This is a genomic window from Schaalia sp. lx-260, assembly GCF_021083645.1.
Taxonomy (GTDB): Bacteria; Actinomycetota; Actinomycetes; order Actinomycetales; family Actinomycetaceae; genus Pauljensenia.
Genome location: NZ_JAJNRQ010000001.1, coordinates 398,260 through 416,232 on the forward strand (window position 1 = coordinate 398,260; position 17,973 = coordinate 416,232).

The 17,973-nt window shown below is 46.9% G+C and carries 13 protein-coding genes and 1 other RNA gene; 11 read left to right on the forward strand and 3 right to left on the reverse strand.

The window, feature by feature from the left end:
• Positions 1-22: 22 nt before the first annotated feature.
• From LRP57_RS01585 to LRP57_RS01625, 9 genes are all read left to right on the forward strand, one after another.
• Complete coding sequence (locus LRP57_RS01585; protein WP_231204601.1) at positions 23-991, forward strand: NADH-quinone oxidoreductase subunit J; 969 nt, start codon at positions 23-25, stop codon at positions 989-991.
• Complete coding sequence (nuoK, locus tag LRP57_RS01590; protein WP_231204396.1) at positions 988-1,287, forward strand: NADH-quinone oxidoreductase subunit NuoK; 300 nt, start codon at positions 988-990, stop codon at positions 1,285-1,287. Before LRP57_RS01585 ends, nuoK begins: the two co-directional genes overlap by 4 nt.
• 59 nt (positions 1,288-1,346) lie before the next feature.
• Positions 1,347-3,296 carry an NADH-quinone oxidoreductase subunit L gene (gene nuoL, locus LRP57_RS01595; protein WP_231204602.1) on the forward strand — a complete coding sequence of 650 codons (1,950 nt, stop codon included), beginning with the start codon at positions 1,347-1,349 and terminating at the stop codon, positions 3,294-3,296.
• Between the two features lie 15 nt (positions 3,297-3,311).
• Positions 3,312-4,865 (forward strand): complex I subunit 4 family protein, encoded by a 1,554-nt coding sequence (locus tag LRP57_RS01600; protein WP_231204398.1) that lies wholly within the window; start codon positions 3,312-3,314, stop codon positions 4,863-4,865.
• Entirely contained in the window at positions 4,862-6,430 is a 1,569-nt protein-coding gene (nuoN, locus tag LRP57_RS01605) for an NADH-quinone oxidoreductase subunit NuoN (protein WP_231204400.1), read from the forward strand. Before LRP57_RS01600 ends, nuoN begins: the two co-directional genes overlap by 4 nt.
• Entirely contained in the window at positions 6,427-7,437 is a 1,011-nt protein-coding gene (locus LRP57_RS01610) for a polyprenyl synthetase family protein (RefSeq protein WP_231204403.1), read from the forward strand. The genes nuoN and LRP57_RS01610 overlap by 4 nt, the downstream gene beginning before the upstream one ends.
• A 168-nt stretch (positions 7,438-7,605) precedes the next feature.
• Positions 7,606-9,315, forward strand: a complete 1,710-nt coding sequence (locus tag LRP57_RS01615; protein ID WP_231204405.1) for an AAA family ATPase — start codon at positions 7,606-7,608, stop codon at positions 9,313-9,315.
• Positions 9,302-10,363 carry a 5-methylcytosine restriction system specificity protein McrC gene (locus LRP57_RS01620; protein ID WP_231204408.1) on the forward strand — a complete coding sequence of 354 codons (1,062 nt, stop codon included), beginning with the start codon at positions 9,302-9,304 and terminating at the stop codon, positions 10,361-10,363. Before LRP57_RS01615 ends, LRP57_RS01620 begins: the two co-directional genes overlap by 14 nt.
• 233 nt (positions 10,364-10,596) lie before the next feature.
• Positions 10,597-12,096: an FAD-dependent oxidoreductase gene (locus tag LRP57_RS01625; RefSeq protein ID WP_231204410.1), complete on the forward strand. Its 1,500-nt coding sequence runs from the start codon at positions 10,597-10,599 to the stop codon at positions 12,094-12,096.
• 203 nt (positions 12,097-12,299) lie between these two features.
• Here the strand turns inward: LRP57_RS01625 and LRP57_RS01630 are convergent, their stop codons facing one another.
• A complete protein-coding gene (locus tag LRP57_RS01630; protein ID WP_231204413.1) occupies positions 12,300-12,905 on the reverse strand; it encodes an NAD(P)-dependent oxidoreductase in 606 nt (201 codons plus the stop codon).
• Positions 12,906-13,207: 302 nt separating this feature from the next.
• A complete protein-coding gene (locus tag LRP57_RS01635) occupies positions 13,208-14,470 on the reverse strand; it encodes a peptidoglycan bridge formation glycyltransferase FemA/FemB family protein (protein ID WP_231204415.1) in 1,263 nt (420 codons plus the stop codon).
• Positions 14,471-14,707: 237 nt separating this feature from the next.
• Between LRP57_RS01635 and ssrA the strand changes: the two genes are divergently transcribed.
• Together ssrA and LRP57_RS01645 are read left to right on the forward strand one after the other, a co-directional pair.
• Positions 14,708-15,084, forward strand: a transfer-messenger RNA (tmRNA) gene (gene ssrA / locus LRP57_RS01640).
• Between the two features lie 913 nt (positions 15,085-15,997).
• On the forward strand, positions 15,998-16,342 hold the full coding sequence (locus LRP57_RS01645; protein WP_231204417.1) for a hypothetical protein: 345 nt from the start codon (positions 15,998-16,000) through the stop codon (positions 16,340-16,342).
• A 694-nt stretch (positions 16,343-17,036) separates the two neighbouring features.
• On the opposite strand, the gene LRP57_RS01650 is transcribed toward LRP57_RS01645, so the two are convergent.
• Complete coding sequence (locus LRP57_RS01650) at positions 17,037-17,954, reverse strand: hypothetical protein (protein WP_231204419.1); 918 nt, start codon at positions 17,952-17,954, stop codon at positions 17,037-17,039.
• Between the last annotated feature and the right edge of the window lie 19 nt (positions 17,955-17,973).

Consider the following 17,973-nt stretch of genomic DNA (forward strand, 5'->3'; position numbering starts at 1 on the left):
TGAGTTAGGAACTTGGCCTGCAATGAGCTCCACTTCAGAAGCAATTCTTTTCTGCTGTGTGGCTACAATCATGGTTTTGGGCGCTTTAGGTGTTCTTTTCTTCCGTAAAGCAGCTTATGCCGCGTTGTGTATGGTCCTTGTCATGTTAGGTCTGGCTGTCATCTATCTGACTCATGGAGCAGCTTTCCTTGGAACCGTTCAAGTGGTGGTCTATACGGGCGCCATTATGATGCTGTTCTTATTCGTCATCATGATGATCGGTCTGGGTGCCTCTGATGAATACAGGATTCAGCGTCAAGGAAATATTGTCGCGGCCCTGCTGTTGGCTCTCGGGTTGGTTGTTATTCTTGTTGGCGTGGTAGCGAGGACCCATAAAGGGACGGAGCTTCCTGTGACACAGGTCGATCCATACTCCAATGCGCCGGTCACTAATCTTGCTACCGAGTTGTTCGGGCAGCACTGGTTCACCATGGAACTATCGGGAGCTTTGCTGATTACCGCAGCCATTGGAGCTATGCTGCTTACTCACACAGATAAGCTTGGTCCTCGTACTGACCAGCATGGTACTGCTGAAGCAAAGATGCGTGCTTTCAAAGAACGTGGTCGCCATATGGGGCAGCTACCAGCACCCGGTGTGTACGCTCATTCAAATGCTGTCGATGTCCCCGCGCTTTCCGGTGAAACAATGGGACCGGTAGAAGAATCTGTTCCTCGTGTTTTGCGAGTCAAGGGACTTCTGCGAAATATCAGCCAAGTCGATTCATCTGTGGCTGATGAACTGGTTCATATTCGTTTAGGTCGTGCCGATCAATCTGTTTTCGGCCCGTTAGCTTCTTCGCGTGTCCCACGTTCAGGCGCATGGGGGATGCCTGGAACGAAAGCACCGACTGGCCTCAACGATCTACCTACGCGATCTGTAACTGATGCTGGTGAACCCGAAGTGCAAGAAAACGAAAGCACACCTGCTGTCACTGAGGAGGAAAGCAAGTGAGCATGTCCTATTATCTGATTCTTGCTGTACTCCTGTTTGCGATAGGTGCGGCGATTGTCCTTGTGCGTCGAAGCGCAGTTATTTCACTCATGGGCGTTGAACTCATGTTGAACTCCGCGAATCTTGCTTTTGTCACATTTGCCCGTATGCACGGTACCGTGTCGGGTGAAATCATGGCATTTTTCGTTATGGTTGTTGCGGCCGCTGAAGTAGTGGTCGGGTTAGCCATCATTGTGTCGATCTTTAAGTCGCGGAGCACTACCAGCCTCGACGACGCGAATCTGCTGAAGAACTGAGGGAGGTTAACAGCATGTCATCCTTGGTCTTCTCTGCGCTTGCCGCTACGCAAACGCATATGCACACAGCAACGGAGGTGCTTCCAGCTACCGGTGTTGCGCAGTATGCGTGGCTGATGGTTGCTATTCCGGCATTAAGTGCTGGAACATTATTGCTGTTTGGACGTAAAACCGATAAATGGGGCCATTGGCTGGCCACATGTGCGTCCTGGGCTTCGTTCATTGTAGGTCTGCTCATTCTGATTCAGTTGATTCAAGCTCCTGCTGGGGGACGTCGTTTACTCGACCATGTATTTACGTGGATTCCAGCGGGTTCTTTCACTGTGAATGTGGCGTTCTTACTGGATCCGTTGTCTTTGACTTTCGTTATGCTTGTGACTTTCGTGGGTTCCCTTATCCACGTGTACGCGGTGGCATATATGGAGCATGATACGGATCGTCGTCGATTCTTCGCTTATCTCAACCTGTTCATTGCAGCGATGCTGACATTGGTTTTAGGCGATTCATACGCGGTTCTTTTCGTAGGTTGGGAAGGCGTTGGCTTAGCCTCCTACCTGCTTATCGGTTTCTGGAACCATGTGCCAGATAACGCAAAAGCAGCGAAAAAAGCATTCGTTATGAACCGCGTGGGCGATATGGGACTCCTTTTAGCGATGATGACAATGGTTGCGGCTTGCGGCACAGTCAATATTTCGCAAGTGAACAGCATGGTTCCCGGCCTACCAATGAGTGTTGTCACCGTGATGGGCTTGTTCTTGCTGGTGGGTGCGTGTGGTAAATCAGCACAATTCCCATTACAAGCATGGTTGGGTGACGCTATGGCTGGCCCGACACCGGTATCAGCCCTCATACACGCTGCAACAATGGTTACTGCAGGTGTGTACCTTGTTGTTCGTTCAGGTTTGATTTATCAGGCTTCACCTGTTGCGGCTGCAGCTGTCGTCACCATCGGTGCTATCACCTTGGTTTTCGGAGCTATTGTGGGTTCAGCAAAAGACGATATGAAGAAAGTCTTGGCTGCTTCAACAATGAGCCAAATTGGTTACATGATGCTTGGCGCAGGCCTTGGTCCGATTGGTTGGGCTTTCGCAATATTCCACCTATTCACTCACGGTTTCTTTAAGGCACTGATGTTCTTGGGTGCAGGTTCTGTCATGCACGGTATGGCTGACCAAGTGAATATGCGTCGTTTTGGTGCTTTACGTACAGCCATGAAAGTAACATGGGTGACTTTCATGGCGGGATGGCTTGCCATCTTAGGTGTCCCACCTTTTGCAGGGTTCTTCTCGAAAGACAAAATTATTGAGGCCGCATTCTCCTTGCACACATTCGGCGTAGAAGCACCGTGGGCTGGCTGGCTTTTCGGTTGGATCGCTATGCTGGGCGCCGGTGTGACAGCGTTCTACATGTCGCGCCTGTTCTTCATGACATTCCACGGCAAAGCACGTTGGACTACTGAAGCTGAAGGAAGCCCAGTTCATCCTCATGAATCCTCACCGTTCATGACGATCCCAATGATTATCCTCGCGGTTTTCGCAGTGGGAGTTGGTGGGCTTTTGTCCTTTGGTGATCTTTTTGTTCACTGGCTCGAACCATCACTGGGAGCTGTGGAACACGGCCATCCTGTGATGCCTGTGTGGGTCATTCAAGTTCTGACATTACTGTTAGTCGCTGCGGGCGCTGCGTTGGCATGGGTTAAATACGCGCAGCATGATGTCCCGATTGCTGTTCCTTCAGGGAATGTCCTGGTACGGGCAGCACGTAACGACATGTATCAAGACCAAGTAAATGAAGCGGTTTTCATTACTCCGGGTTCTGCGCTTGTCACTGCTGCAACGGCGGGTGACAGCAAGGGAATTGATGGTTTAGTTCGTGCTATCGGTGCATGTTCTCGTGGTCTGGGGCGCCTAGTGACGCACACTCAGAACGGATATATACGGGCGTATGCGTCATACATCCTTGGTGGGGTTGTCCTTGCCTTGGCTATCATCCTCGGCTTTAGGCTGTGAGGGGAGTTCACAGATATGCAGACTTTTGAGATTATGAATGCGTCAATGCCTTTATTGACACTACTTGTTGCTGTACCGCTTATCGGTTCCGCATTTTTGACTATTCCAGCAGTACGTAACTATGGACGCATTTTTGCTGTAGTAGTTTCAGTCATTGAGCTAGTGATTTCCCTCGTAGCTTTCATTGTTTTCTTTGACTGGTCAACACCAGCGTCCTATCAGCTGGTTGAATCGTATTCTTGGATACCCCAAATGGGGGTCAGCTGGGCTCTTGGCGTGAATGCTTTGGGCGCGGTAATGCTGCTCCTAGCTGTTGCGCTTGTGCCTGTTGTGCTTGTCGCAGGATGGTCTGAGGATGCACACCCACGTAGCGGTGGCGCATATGCTGGATGGGTGCTCCTTCTGGAAGCATTCATGGTGCTGATATTTGCCGCTTTTGATGTCGTCGTCTTTTATATTGCTTTTGAAGCGATGCTCATTCCGCTATATGTGATGATCGGTCGTTACGGTCGTGGTGAGCCTGAGGCCCGTCGCGCAGCTGCGATGAAATTCCTTCTGTTCTCCCTCGCGGGTGGTTTGGCGATGCTTGGCGGTTTGGTTGCTTTATGGGGATGGGCACCTACAGCGGCGCGTGAAACTGGAACATTCTTCCGTTTAGATTCCTTAGCTATGCTGGCCAGTAACTTGTCTGGCAGTGTACAGCTGGGTGTTTTCGTTACCTTTATGATTGCTTTTGCCATCAAAGCGCCGATGGTTCCCGTTCACACCTGGTTACCTGATACGGCAGCAGTTGCCCGTCCTGGCACGTCAGTGCTCCTTGTCGGTGTGCTCGACAAAATTGGCACTTTCGGAATGATTACTTTGTGCTTGCCATTATTCCCTGCGGCTTGCGCACAGGCACGATGGGTTGTCATTATCCTTGCAGTCATTTCGATTCTGTGGGGTGGCCTTGCCGCTATAGGACAAAATGACATCATGCGTTTGGTGTCCTACACCTCGGTTTCACACTTTGGTTTCATGGTTTTAGGTACCTTCATTGGAACATCAATTGCTCTCGTAGGTGCGATGTTCTACATGGTGGCTCACGGTGTTTCCATTGCCGCAATGTTCTTACTATCTGGTTGGCTGGCTGAACGTGGTGAGACTGCTGACATGAACCACTACTCAGGTATGCAACGAGTCACTCCGGTGCTTGCTGGTTTATGGTTGATCTCAGGTTTGGCTTCTGTGGCATTGCCAGGTTTGTCAGGTTTCGTTCCTGAATACCTGGTTCTCATGGGTACATGGCAGGTCAATATTGTGGTAGCGATATTTGCTGTCTTTGGTGTCGTCATTGCGGCGCTGTATTTGCTTTTGCCGTATCAACGTGTTTTCACAGGTAAAGCTCACCGTGATGTAGAAAAGATTACTGATTTAGGTGGGCGCGAACGTGCAGTTATGGTTCCTTTGATTGCTGCCATGCTCATCCTCGGTATTTGGTCGGCTCCGCTGGTAACAGCTGTCACTCCGGTTGCCGACGCTGTTGTTGTTCCGGTTTCTTCCTCGGCTCTTGAAGGGAGTTCGAAGTGAATCTCCTTCCTACAGAAACTTTGGCGGCTCCGGATATCCACTGGGCTTCCATTAGTCCGGTTATTGTTGTCCTTGCAGGCGCGGTTTTGGCTATTCTCGTTGAATCCTTCGCGCCGACGAAAACTCGACGACCCATCGTTATTGGTGTTTCTTTACTGACAACCCTAGTTGCGCTCGTGACCTTGGTAGCGCGATGGCTTGTTGTTCTTGATGCTCCCGTATCAGTAGGGGAATACGTTGAAGATTCTCTGACTGTGGCAACGCAGTTCTTGCTGGTACTTGTCGCCTTCTTTGCCTTCATGGTCATGGCAGAACGCACATCGGTGGGGGATGGCGCATTTGCTGCCCAGCCTTCAGACCGTCCAGGTTCACATGATGAGGAATTATCTGATCGTAAAAACTATCAGCGTTCTGAAATGTTTCCTCTGGCGTTATTCTCGCTTGCAGGGATGATGGTATTTCCTGCAGCGAATTCTTTTGTCACACTTTTCGTGGCATTGGAAGTCATGTCTTTACCTTTGTACGTTTTAGCTGCAACAGCGCGTCGTCGTCGTCAGCTTTCTCAAGAAGCAGCTCTGAAGTATTTCATTTTGGGTGCTTTTGCTTCAGGTTTCATGCTGATGGGATCGGCTTTCCTCTATGGATTCTCAGGTTCTTTAACGATTTCTCAGGTGGCTACAGCTTTACCGGGAACCACCGGTATGGACTGGTTGGCTTTAGCCGGCGTTTTCATGGTGTGTGTGGGCTTACTCTTTAAGATTGGTGCCGCGCCTTTCCATGCGTGGACTCCTGATGTGTACACAGGTGCTCCGACACCGGTGACAGGTTTCATGGCTGCTGCGGTTAAAGTAGCTGCTTTTGCTGCTTTGCTGCGTTTCTATCAGGTTGTCGCGGCCCTTCTGCAGTGGGATTTGCTTGCTGTTTTGCTTGGCGTCGCAGCTTTGACAATGTGTGTTGGTACTTTTGCGGGTTTATTGCAAAAAGACATCAAACGTATGCTCGCCTATTCGTCGATTGCTCACGCTGGATTCGTGCTTTTAGGTGTTTTATCGCTGACACACGGTGCTTCAGGTCATGTGATCTTCTACCTTGCGGGCTATGGTTTTGCGACCGTTGGAGCCTTCGGAATTATCTCTTTGGTCCGAGGAGTGAACGAGAACGGGGAAGCCACGGGTGAAGTGACAGATATTACTCGTTGGGCAGGAATTGGTCGAACGAATCCGCTTATTGCTTCTGCGATGCTGGTATTCCTTCTGTCATTTGCAGGTATCCCGTTAACCTCGGGTTTCATCGGTAAATTCCTGATTTTCTCTGACGCATTTACGGCAGGAATGGGCTGGTTTGTTGCCCTAGCTTTGTTATGCTCGGCTGTTACTGCTTTCTTCTATTTCCGCGTTGTTCGTCTCATGTTTTTCACTGAGTCAACGGGTGATGTAGAGGTTGTGCAGTCAGAAGGCTTTAGCACTGTCACTGTTGTTTTATGCGCTTGCGCAACTATTATCTTGGGTGTATTCCCGAACGTTATTCTGTCTTTGTTGGACAAGGTGGTTATTCTTCTTCCGTGAGTGTAAAAATTCCTGACTTTCACGTGCCAGCTTTGCAGGCTCGCATTACGCCGAGCCTGCAGGTAGTTGAAGCGCATTTACTTGAAGCTGTTACTGGTGCGCGTGACTTGGTAGATGATCTAACATCCCATCTAGCACAGGCTGGTGGTAAGCGTATTCGTCCTGTTTTGACCTTGGTGTGTGCGCAACTTGGGTCAGATGATGCTGCTTCTCGTGAGAAAGTAATTACCGCTGCAACAGCGATTGAGCTCACGCACCTTGCTTCTTTGTATCATGACGATGTTATGGATTCAGCTCCAACTCGTCGTGGTACTCCGTCGGCTCAACACTTGTGGGGTAATAATCGCGCGATTTTAGCTGGCGATGTCCTTTTTGCGCGCGCCTCGGTTTTGATTGCGCAGCTTGGTCCAGAAACGGTTGAACGTCACGCTCACACATTTGAACGCTTGTGTTTAGGGCAGCTGAACGAAACTTTTGGTCCAACGCCTGATGCAGACCCGGTGGACTTTTATTTGCAAGTGCTTGCAGATAAAACAGGTTCTTTAGTGGCTGCTGCTGCTCATTTTGGAGCATGGCATGGCGGAGCAGGGGATGAAGTAGCGGAAATCGTTGCGGCTTTTGGTGAAAAAGTCGGGGTGGCTTTCCAAATTGCCGATGATGTCCTTGATATTGCAGCGGAAGGTACTTCAGGTAAAACACCGGGAACGGATTTACGTGAAGGTGTGGACACTTTACCTGTGTTGCTGCTGCGACGTCGCGCAGAACGTGGACAGATTGATGCTGATGGGCAACGTATCTTGTCGCTTTTGGAACAAGACTTGTCATCTGATGAGCTGCTGGCAGAACTCGTTGAAGCTTTGCGTTCGCATGATGTACTCGAAGAAACACGTCAGCTTGCTCGTACCTGGGCTGATGAAGCGGTTGCTTTGCTTGATTCTTTACCGCCGAGTGAAGCGAAAATAGCTCTTGAATCTTTCGCTGGGCTAATGGTTGATCGTCTCGCATGAGGAAGCCGTGTGGAACTGGAAATGTTTCACACGGCTTTCTTTTGGCAATGTGGCTGTCTAAGGGATACCGAATGGGAAAGTAAGGTTGAGAGCTTTTCTTTGTTGGTGGAGAAGCGGAAGTCTTTGAGGCGAGTTTAGTACGTAAAATTTTTCAGTGAAGAGGTAAAAATGCGCAGGCTACAAGAAAATGAAGTCTGGTTTCCTACAAAATCAGAGTACGATCCTGGAATAAGTATTGAAGAATGGGTTTCTTTACTAGAGGATTCTGAGATTTTTACAGAAAAAAGTCTGAGAGTCATGAAATGTATGAAAGATATAGGCGGAACAGCTTCCTGTAAGCAGCTTGCCATGGAATATGGTGCGAGCTCAGGTACGTATCAAAATGTTTCTAGTGCGTTAGCAGAGCGTATTTTAGCGGCACGAGGGGCATCAAAACCACCGGGAGCCGGTGTAGCTGTACTTTATCAAATTCGAAGAGCCACGAGATATGAAGCGGGTGGTTGGGTTTGGCGTTTACGTGAAAACCTGTCAAAGGCTCTTGAACGTGTAGATCTTAGTACTATTCCGCTTTATGAAAATTTTATCGAAGATAAGGAAATAAACTTGTCATATTGGATGCTTGATTTTCAAAAAGAAAACTTTACTTACATAGCTATGCCTGTGAAAAATATTGAGGCATGTTTTATATTCAAGGATAAAGAGGAAATAATTTATAAAAAGTTACAGAGAATTAGAAAAGGTGACTACGTCGTATGTCTTGGAGAATTTTCTGAAGGTCAACTTATAGCGAAGTGTATTGTTGACAATGTTGACGAGGATTTTATTACTTTAATTGAGCTTGAAAACTTTGTGAGTACAGAAACTTGGGGGAGCCTCGTATCTACAGGAGTTTTACCAAAGTTTGTGATGGATGATCTTGATGAAAAAACTCTTATTAAACTTGATGAAGAAGTCTATGAAAATATTTTGAAATCCCTCGGATTTGTTTTAACTGATAAACCTTCTGAGGTAGAGATTTCTTACCCTATAGATGATTTCTTAAAAGAAGTGTATATGAGCGAGGAGAAGATTCGCTCTATTATTCGAACACTTGAACGTAAGAAAAATATAATTCTTCAGGGGCCTCCTGGTGTTGGAAAAACCTTTGCTGCAAAGCGTATAGCTTGGTTGCTTCTTGGTAGCGCGAAAACTAATAATATTGAATTCGTTCAGTTCCATCAAAATTACTCATATGAAGAATTTATTATGGGTTTTCGTCCTCTGGCTGAGGGCTTTGAACTTCGTGAAGGCGTATTTTATAATTTTTGCATTAAGGCGAAAAAGTGTCCGAATGAAAAATTCTTTTTTATTATAGATGAAATAAATAGGGCAAATGTATCAAAAGTTTTCGGTGAACTTCTGATGCTTATGGAGAATGATCATCGTAATGAAGAAATTACCCTTTCCTATAATGGTGAATCTTTCTCTATTCCTGATAACCTATTTATCATTGGAATGATGAATACTGCAGATCGATCAATTGCGATGATTGACTATGCTCTGAGGCGGCGATTTAGTTTCTTTGAATTGGAGCCACAGTTTGATTCAGAGGGTTTCAGGGTGTATCAAAAAAACTTAAATAGTCCTTTGTTGGATGCTCTGCTTGAGCAGATTAAAGAGCTCAACAGTGTTATACGATCTGATCGGGGATTGGGCAGGGGATTTTGTATCGGGCATAGCTACTTTACCGGCTATTCTGCTATAGATTTTGAAACTCTTTCTTCTATTATCTCTTTCGATATTCTTCCTCTCTTATCTGAATATTGGTTTGATAATGAAGAAGAATATTTTTCATGGAAAGAACGCTTAGAGGGAATATTGGCGCATGATCGTCGATAAAGGTATTGAAATTAAAAATATATACCATATACTCTGCTATGTTTTCCATGATTGGAAATTATTGAAGCACTATTCATTAAATACTGAAAAATTTGAGAATGTGCATGAATTTCTTGCCCGCTTGTTGTCTTCGGCTCTTTCAAAGCAAATTAAACATGGTCTGCATAAAGACTATATTTCTGTTAAAGAAAACATTTATCTCCTGAGAGGTAAGCTGATAAGTGGCGAAACGATGAATAACTTCATGTCGAGGCGAAAGACTTTTTTCTGTGAATACGATAGCTTTTCGGAAAATAATCTAATAAATCAAGTGTTAAAGTCGATAATTCTTTCAATGCTTACTGATTCTTTTATTAGTGCTGAAAATAAGGATAATCTAAAAAAGTATTTAATTTTCTTTTCTGATGTAGATGATATTTTCTTAGCTAATGTTAATTGGTCATATGTCAATACTTTCAAGGTAAGTGAAAATTATCGTTTTCTCTTGAATATCTGTCAGTTGGTATGTGAAGGCCTTATTGTGACAACTGATAAGGGTGATATGCGTTTTCTTTCTTCATTCAAAGTGGAGTTTATTGAAAAACTATATGAAAAATTCATTTTAGAATATTATCGGAAAGAACATCCCTTGCTCTCCGTATCTGCTTCGAGAGTTTCATGGGCTTTAGATGATAATTTTAATGATTACTTGCCTTTAATGAAAACCGATATAATGCTGCGATATAAAGATAAAATTCTCATTGTTGACGCTAAATATTATTCTGATATTTTTCAACATAATAGGGGGAGTGAAACTGTGAGATCTTCTCATCTTTATCAAATTTTTTCATATGTAAAAAATGAGCAGGAAGCCTTTCGATCTTCTGGCTGTCAGATAAGTGGCATGTTGTTGTATGCGAAAACTCAAGACATGATGAACCTTGATTTAAGGTACGCTATGTCGGGAAATCGTATTGATGTGCGTACACTCGATTTGGGTAAAGAATTTATTCACGTATCAAATTTTTTAGATAGAATTGCGGACGAGTTTTTATATTCTGATCGTTAGAGCCCTTGATACGTAATAATCCTGCATCTTTTTCAGAAAATAGAGAATACTCATGTGGTATTCGAGATAGCGGAATTCCTTACCTTGCAGGCTGTTTTATTGTCCTCAAGTAGCTTTTTGAATACAGTATGCGCTGTGCCACTGAACAGAAGTCTAATGCAGCGCTAGGATATCGGAAGTGAGATATTCGGTGTACTTTACAAAGTACACACCATGAATGAAGGAAATATTGAGTGAGTACTGTACATGTTGCCGTTGTAGGCGCAGGCCCTGCAGGAATCTACGCTTCAGATATTCTGTCCAAATCAGGACTGGATGTCAGCATTGACCTTTTTGAACGCCTCCCTGCTCCCTACGGCCTCGTGCGATATGGCGTAGCCCCAGATCACCCGCGTATTAAACAAATCATCACAGCCCTATACAGGATTCTGCAGCGTGGCGATATACAACTACTCGGTAACGTCGAAGTAGGCCGAGATATCACAATTGACGACCTACGCGATCACTACGATGCGATTATTATTGCTTCCGGTGCTGACCGTGATGCTCCGCTGGATATCCCAGGCATTAACTTACCTGAATCCTACGGAGCAGCTGACTTTGTGAGCTGGTACGACGGACACCCCGATTATCCGCGCGAATGGCCTCTGAACGCTCGTGAAATCGCTGTCATCGGTGTAGGAAATGTTGCTTTAGATGTTGCTCGTGTACTCGCTAAACACGCTGAGGATATGCTGGTCACAGAAATTCCTGAAAATGTGGCGAAAACTCTGGCCGAAAACCCTGTGACAGATGTTCATGTTTTCGGTCGTCGTGGCCCTGCTCAAGTAAAATTTACCCCCCTTGAATTACGAGAACTTGGCCATGTGCCAGATGTTGACATTATCGTTTCAGAAGAAGACTTTGAATTCGATGAAGGCTCCGAAGACCAACTGCGCTCATCGAATCAACAGCGTCAAGTAGTGAAAACTTTAACCGCCTACGCAAGCGCTGACCCTGAAGAACACGTAGCTTCGCGTCGCATCCATATTCACCTTTTCCAATCACCTATCGAAATCGTTCCCGATGATAAAGGACACGTGCGCGCGCTACGCACTGAACGTATGGAACTGGTTGGCGACGGCACAGTACGAGGAACCGGGGTGATGACAACATGGCCAGTGCAAGCTGTGTACAGGGCCGTCGGGTACTACTCCAGCCCAATTCCAGGTATGCCTTTTGATACGGTACGCGGCATCATCCCTAATGATGAAGGACGTGTACGTGAAACATCTGACCCAGACAGCGCAACTATCGACGGTCTGTACGCAACAGGGTGGATTAAACGCGGCCCTGTCGGACTCATTGGCTCGACAAAATCTGACGCGCAACAGACAATCGCACATCTTGTGGAAGACGCGCAAGCTGGTCGCCTACGCGCGCGAGGAACTTCAGTCGGGCATGAAGCCATCGTGAAGCTGCTGGAAGAACGCAACATTGAATACACCACGTGGGATGGCTGGGAATTACTTGACGAATATGAGCAATCTTTAGGAGCCTCTTATGGGGATCTTCCAGGTGATCGCGGAAGCCGTGAACGTATCAAAGTCGTGTCACGCCGCGCAATGACGGATATTTCTCGAGGCCAACAAGTAGATCCTGCGCAAACTGACTTAATTGGACGTATGGGAGAGATGGGTGTTCCCAGTGCTCCCGAACGTTTCGATGATTATACGGGGCCGCAGTCACACTGAAATTTTGTTGCGTGCAAGGAAAAGCAGGCAAAGGGGAGCGAGTAGGCGTTTCATCCTGTCATTAATGCATGTAACCGAGAGGTGCGGGAAGCCCGTGCATAATAGCTGTGAGGGGATGTAATCCTTTTGTGATTGCATCCCCTCATGCGTGTAGTTACGCCTAAAACTAGAGGTGTAGTGCTGTGAAATCTCTGAGGTTGATACTAGGCTTGCTCGGTGGCCACAGTGAAACGACGACGAAGATTTTGCTTCTTTTCAGCTTCGTCAATAATTGCGATTGCGAAGTCCTGAGTAGAAACAAAATCTCCAACAGGCGAATCTGACCCCAGTATGTACCTGCCGGTACGGGTTGCAGGAGCAATTTCAGGGGAGGGAGCTGCGATTGTCCACTGTACATCTGTAGGGGCTGAGCGGTAGAGGTCGAGAATCTGGCCGAATGTACGGGCTTCAACACTGTAATCACTTGGGAAATCAGGGGTTTCATAGAGGCGAGTACCATTAATTTCCAGTGAGCCAGCGCCGCCAACGATAAGGAAGCGGCCCGTGGGGGCAGCATGAATGAGAGCAGTATGTGCATCAATTGCGGCTTGATAGTTGTCGCGGCTGGCAACTGTAATCACGGTGAAATCATGGGAATTAATAGCCTTGGCAACTGTGGAAGTGTTTGTTAATTCGAGGGCGACGGATGTGGTTCCCTCAATCTGTGTGCCGCTGCGTGTGTAAGCGGTGACCTGATGCTTGCGGGAGAGTGCCTCAGAAACAATCTGTGAGCCAATCATTCCATTTGCGCCGATCACTGCAATCTTCATGATTTTTCCTTTCGGTGGTGGAGTTTGTGACGCACACAAGAATAACTATTGGTAACAGATTACCTCAAAGTAACTAAAGGGGAGTTGGAAGTGATCTCGGGCATAAATTTTGGTGGGAAGAAGTAAATCTTTTGGAGGTGGTAAGTGATCGTCATTGGAAAGGAAGGCGAAGTTTTAGTCCTTTGAATCCCCTCAAACTGATAAAAGAATACGCAGATGCGCGGGCAATAGGTGTGCGCAGATAGGCATATTCTGCGACTGGAAAGAAATAGTGGTGTGAGGAAGTGTTTGCGTTACTCAAACTATTCGCGATGATCGATAAAAAACTTAACGACGCGATACATTAACTTCCGAATAGGAAAATCGAACTCCCCAAGTTTTTCAATAACGATGGGGTTGAAATGTGACTTAAACTTCATTAATCCATCATCAAGAGTATTGGATACGCCGCCAATAGAACAATACTGGGCGCCACGGTCAAAAGCCTCTGTCATGGATTGAATATACACAAGATCTTGTGCAGTAATTTTTGAAAAGTGACGATTCATTCCCGCATACAGCATTTCAAGCCCAGTCCCATAAAGCACAGATAAGCACCCTGCTAAAGGAATAACATCTTGAGGATTAGCGGAATGCTCTTTTTCTAAAAAGTCAATTTGTTGTTGATGGCTTTTAATTTGCTGTTCGTATTCTCGGCGTTTCTGATTCGCGTTTTCGCCAAGTTCAGAAAGTTTCTTTTCTGTTTCACTTATGCGGTTACGATATTTCTTAATAGCTGAAGGAACATTAAGATAAGCGATATACAAGAGGACATCATTACCGTATACATCGAATATTTTTTCAAAATACTCACGTGATCGTAAATATATTGATTTTGCTTCCTCTGTTTGCGCAATGAGGAACATGAAATCATCAAGTGCCTCAATATTGGCACGTCGGACTTCCACATAACGATTCACTGCATCCTTCACGAAACGCCTTGTGCGCTTAGGGACATGCTGCAAAATACTTTCACCTTCAGGTGGTCGCAGAGTCGCCGTAGTGAAACGCGGTTGCAAAGTATCACTCATTTTTTCTGTGAAACCCAGATGCCTAAAACCTGATTCTTGAAATACATCCCTTATTTCAAGTGAATCGGCTGAATAATCACTTGTTAATTCTTCGATTTTTGCAGCTCTTAGTGGCACAGGAGGATCAATTTTAATAAATATACACGAAGATTTTTGAGCGAGTTTCTTTAATGAATCTAAAAAGAAAACTAAAACAGCATGGTCAGAATAATCAAGAATAGGCCCATGCGGGAGATACCACATAGTAAATCCACATTTAATGGGGCGAATAAGAATTAAGCCGGCAGCGATAATATTTCCCTGTGTATCGCGTACACATGCGCGGAAAGAATCCCATGAGTCTTTTACTTCTGCCCAGCAAGCAGATTGCAGTACGTTGCAATTCTTTTGTGAAGTGACAAAAGTATCGTAATCGTCAGCGCTAATCTGCGTGTCAAAAATATACGAGGAATTCACAGAAATCTTTCTTTCACTGAGGAAAAGCGTATTCCACATGTGAGCTACATTGTTTTATTGGTCTTGAGAGTCTGACAGAAACGGAGCGGCAAATGCCCTTCCATCCATGATAACGCTTCTTTTATGATTCTGGTCCTGTAGAGCGACTCTGGAAGTAATATAAAAATCCAAGTATTTGAAACTTGAAGGATGAGAATATTTCGTTTGCTTTCATCTTTTCAAGGGTTTAGAATGAAAAATCTGTTCTTTGGGGCAGGAAGAGTTGTGAACTCAATAGGGGATGATCGGTTTCGACGACGGTTGTCGATCAAGGGGAAGCGGGCCGAGGATGTGCGCTCACCTCGTAAACGACGCGCGCAAACCAATAGGTGCCGAACAGAACCGCACCGACTACGTTCTCGCCGCCTGATATCGCCGCGTGAACCTTTAGTCCGTCAGCCCGAGTGGTGCTCTCAGCTCGGTTCCTGGCGTCATTCAGAGAGCCACTGGAGGAACACCGTGTCGGTCGGTTTTCCTCAACACTTTATCGACTGAGCCTATCCGGTAACAGGTCTGCATGATGCCGGAGGCCGAGAAATATCAAGCAGACTGCGCCCGGAGAATACCTTGGGGCCAGCCGTCGGACCGGGGTTCGATTCCCCGCATCTCCACCAATTAGATGCTGGTTTGGATACAATCCAAGCCAGCATCTTTTTCATGCCCAAAGGCGGGTTTTCCCTTGCAAATGCTGGGTTTTGTGGGGGAGTAGGGTGGTGGTTGAGAGCCTTGTGCCGGTCGCATGGATGGGGATTTGGGTGCCATGCAGAGGGTTCGGAGGTCGGATTTAACCTGCTCGTGGGTTGGGCGTCAAAAGGTTTAGGCCAACGTCAAAAAGTATGGGCTGGCGTCAAAAGGTTTAGATGTAGCGTCAAAAGGTTCAGCCGGGGCGTGTCATCTTGATATTCCTGAGGAAGCCAAGGGCGTGGATATTCATACGCTCCTACGATTTGGGTGCATGTGCACTAGTGGCTTGATACCAAGCGGTTTTCTCGGTGGCGGCTTTTCGGGGCCGCTTTTTTCATGCCCACGGGCAGGTTTCCGCACGGCTGCGGGGAAAGACCGGCGGGGTGCTTGCACCCAACTGTCTAACGGAACGTGGTTTGCGTTAGACAGTATGGTTTTGGGCTTGACGGCTGGGCTGGTGGCAAGTGATTGATGTCAGCCATGAGCACCACGAAGAGAATCAGAAGAAAACCGATAGCCCCGACCGTCTCCATGGAACCGCTGCCGTTGGTGGCGATACGCCGCTACCATCTGGCCTGCTTCCTCCTGGACAACCTTGCTTCGGGCTTCTACTTCACTTGGCCGACTGTTGACCGGGCACGCACCCGCATCGCCAAAGAACTAAGCCTCCCCTGGTATGCAGCCGCGCCGCGCAACTGGTCTGATGGCCGACCAGAGCCTATCGGCACACCAGGCAGGCTGTTCATGGGGCTGATTATGTGTGAAAGTTGCGGAACCTGTTATGGGCGGAACATTCATCACTCGACTTCGCCGAGCTATCGCAAGGTGGTGTGGGAGTGCCAGGTGTCCCACGCTAAGCGGGGTTCATGCCCGACAGGGTGGCTGCTGGATGAGGTCTTCAAGTGGAAACGCGCGGAGTTCCTCCAAATCCTGCTCCGTGAAGACCCAGAAATCGTGGCCATGTCCTGTGACGCTTTGGTGGCCGCATCGAAAGCCGAGAGGCTTACTGTCCTTGCCCACGCCTCCATGATCCTCAACAGTGACACCCGGGACCTAGTGGCTCATGCGGATGATGTGCGCGCACACCTAGCCGACGGGCTCCTAACAGAAGACCGCCGCCTCATCCTCACCACCGCTACCAAGCGCGACATTACCCTGGCACTACCCAAACGCTGGCACAGCAAATGAGCGAACATCTATCGAGTTCTAGGCGCTGAAGACGCGTTCGAACTGTACACATGCTAGTTGGGTGTTCACTAGCCTTCTACGTAAGAGCCTACAAACCTCTCTGGCCGTGCATATAGACCTCATCTAGAACTTGTATGCCCTACTAGCCACCAGCGCTGTAACCTGACGCCATTTTCATAGCCCGATTGGCAAAATCTGCCTTAACTGGTAGCGCTCTGCCAGGTTGGTGCGACCTACTTGTTTCCCTCTGGACAGGAGCAATGAGTAACGACCATACTCGCGCTTAGATGCCAGCGTAGAAGGGGTGTCTTGCTTGAAAGCGACACGCACCAAATCGACACTGTACTCTGAGATGGTAAGAGAGTACAGAATGAGGCATCTGGAGGCTACGAAGTGCCATCGTTTGAAGTGCGATTTCAGCCCACGACCGAACCGTTATTAGTCGATCAAAATGAACCACTCACTGTAGAACAGTTAGAGAGTTTAGCTGGCTCTCGAAGCGAATTATTTCTGTGTGTGCGCTCTAAAACAGGCCACGAGAACAGAGGTGGCTATTTCTTCTTTTTAGAGAGAACCTCTTCCTCTAGCTGGGGAGTGCACGATCTCGACCGGACTTATTCGGGTACTTTTAGCAGCGATGAATGCGTACGCTTCATTAATCACTTTTCGGGCAGAGAATTTAGTGAACAGATACTTACTCTGTGTCAGAGAGAAGTAAATCTTCGTAATGATTAAGTAAGCGACTGCGCAGTAGAAGCAACAGAGTCTTGGGTTTTATATTAATTGCACCGTCCACTTTGTTGCCCGCACTTGCGTATAGTGTAGCTTTGTATTTAGATCCCATTTTGACGATATAAGAGAATCTATTCTTATCTAGGAGCTCCTTCAAGTCTCTATTGCTGGCAGAGTACAAGTATGCTATTTGGCTAGTGAAAGCCACTAGTGCCCCGGACTCAAGTTCAGTGAATTGTGGCTCACCCATCCCAAGGTTACGAAAATGATCCTCGGCAATGGATTTAAAACCTTGTGTAGAAATAAGTTTTGTGAATTCAACATAGGAGCCGATAGTTGCATTTAGTAGCTCATGATGTGGGCCGTTATATTCGAGGCCGTTGGACCAAATTCTCAAAAGCTTTCCGTAGTTGCCCTGCTCTTTAGAGTAATGGCCCGCACGGCACGTCAGGGCTGAACGAATATCGTACCCCTGGTATCCACCACCTAGCCCAGAAGGAGGGGTATTTAGCCATCGAAAATCCCTTAATAATGCAAGGGAATAGGCATGGAAGACAAAAATATCAAGAATTAATGGAGCCCGGTCCCATAGAACGTCATCATTTATTTCAGGGTCCCACTCCCACAAACATACGATGAGGAAATCAGTGTTTGGGTCGATGTCTTTGATGAGTGTTCCGAAATTCGCAGATTTTTCCTCAGCACGAGCTTGGAGGCATTTAACTTCCATCCGAAGAAGCCTTTCGCCAGAAGTTTTTCTGATCTCTAGATCAGGGAAGCGGTTCGCAATTACGTAGGTCCAAAATAAGTCATGGATTCCGCTATTCTCGAGCATCATGTTTGCAGCGCGCGCAAGTTCAAATTCGATGAGAATTCCCATCCTGGTGCGAACGTCAGTG

What these genes read in the sequence shown, in the direction of transcription:
- LRP57_RS01600 (WP_231204398.1), top strand. Translation starts at nt 3,312, where the DNA reads ATGCAGACTTTTGAGATTATGAATGCGTCAATGCCTTTATTGACACTA.
- LRP57_RS01650 (WP_231204419.1), bottom strand. Translation starts at nt 17,954, where the DNA reads ATGGGAATTCTCATCGAATTTGAACTTGCGCGCGCTGCAAACATGATG.
- LRP57_RS01585 (WP_231204601.1), top strand. Translation starts at nt 23, where the DNA reads ATGAGCTCCACTTCAGAAGCAATTCTTTTCTGCTGTGTGGCTACAATC.
- LRP57_RS01620 (WP_231204408.1), top strand. Translation starts at nt 9,302, where the DNA reads ATGATCGTCGATAAAGGTATTGAAATTAAAAATATATACCATATACTC.
- nuoL (WP_231204602.1), top strand. Translation starts at nt 1,347, where the DNA reads ATGCACACAGCAACGGAGGTGCTTCCAGCTACCGGTGTTGCGCAGTAT.
- LRP57_RS01615 (WP_231204405.1), top strand. Translation starts at nt 7,606, where the DNA reads ATGCGCAGGCTACAAGAAAATGAAGTCTGGTTTCCTACAAAATCAGAG.
- LRP57_RS01630 (WP_231204413.1), bottom strand. Translation starts at nt 12,905, where the DNA reads ATGAAGATTGCAGTGATCGGCGCAAATGGAATGATTGGCTCACAGATT.
- LRP57_RS01635 (WP_231204415.1), bottom strand. Translation starts at nt 14,470, where the DNA reads ATGTGGAATACGCTTTTCCTCAGTGAAAGAAAGATTTCTGTGAATTCC.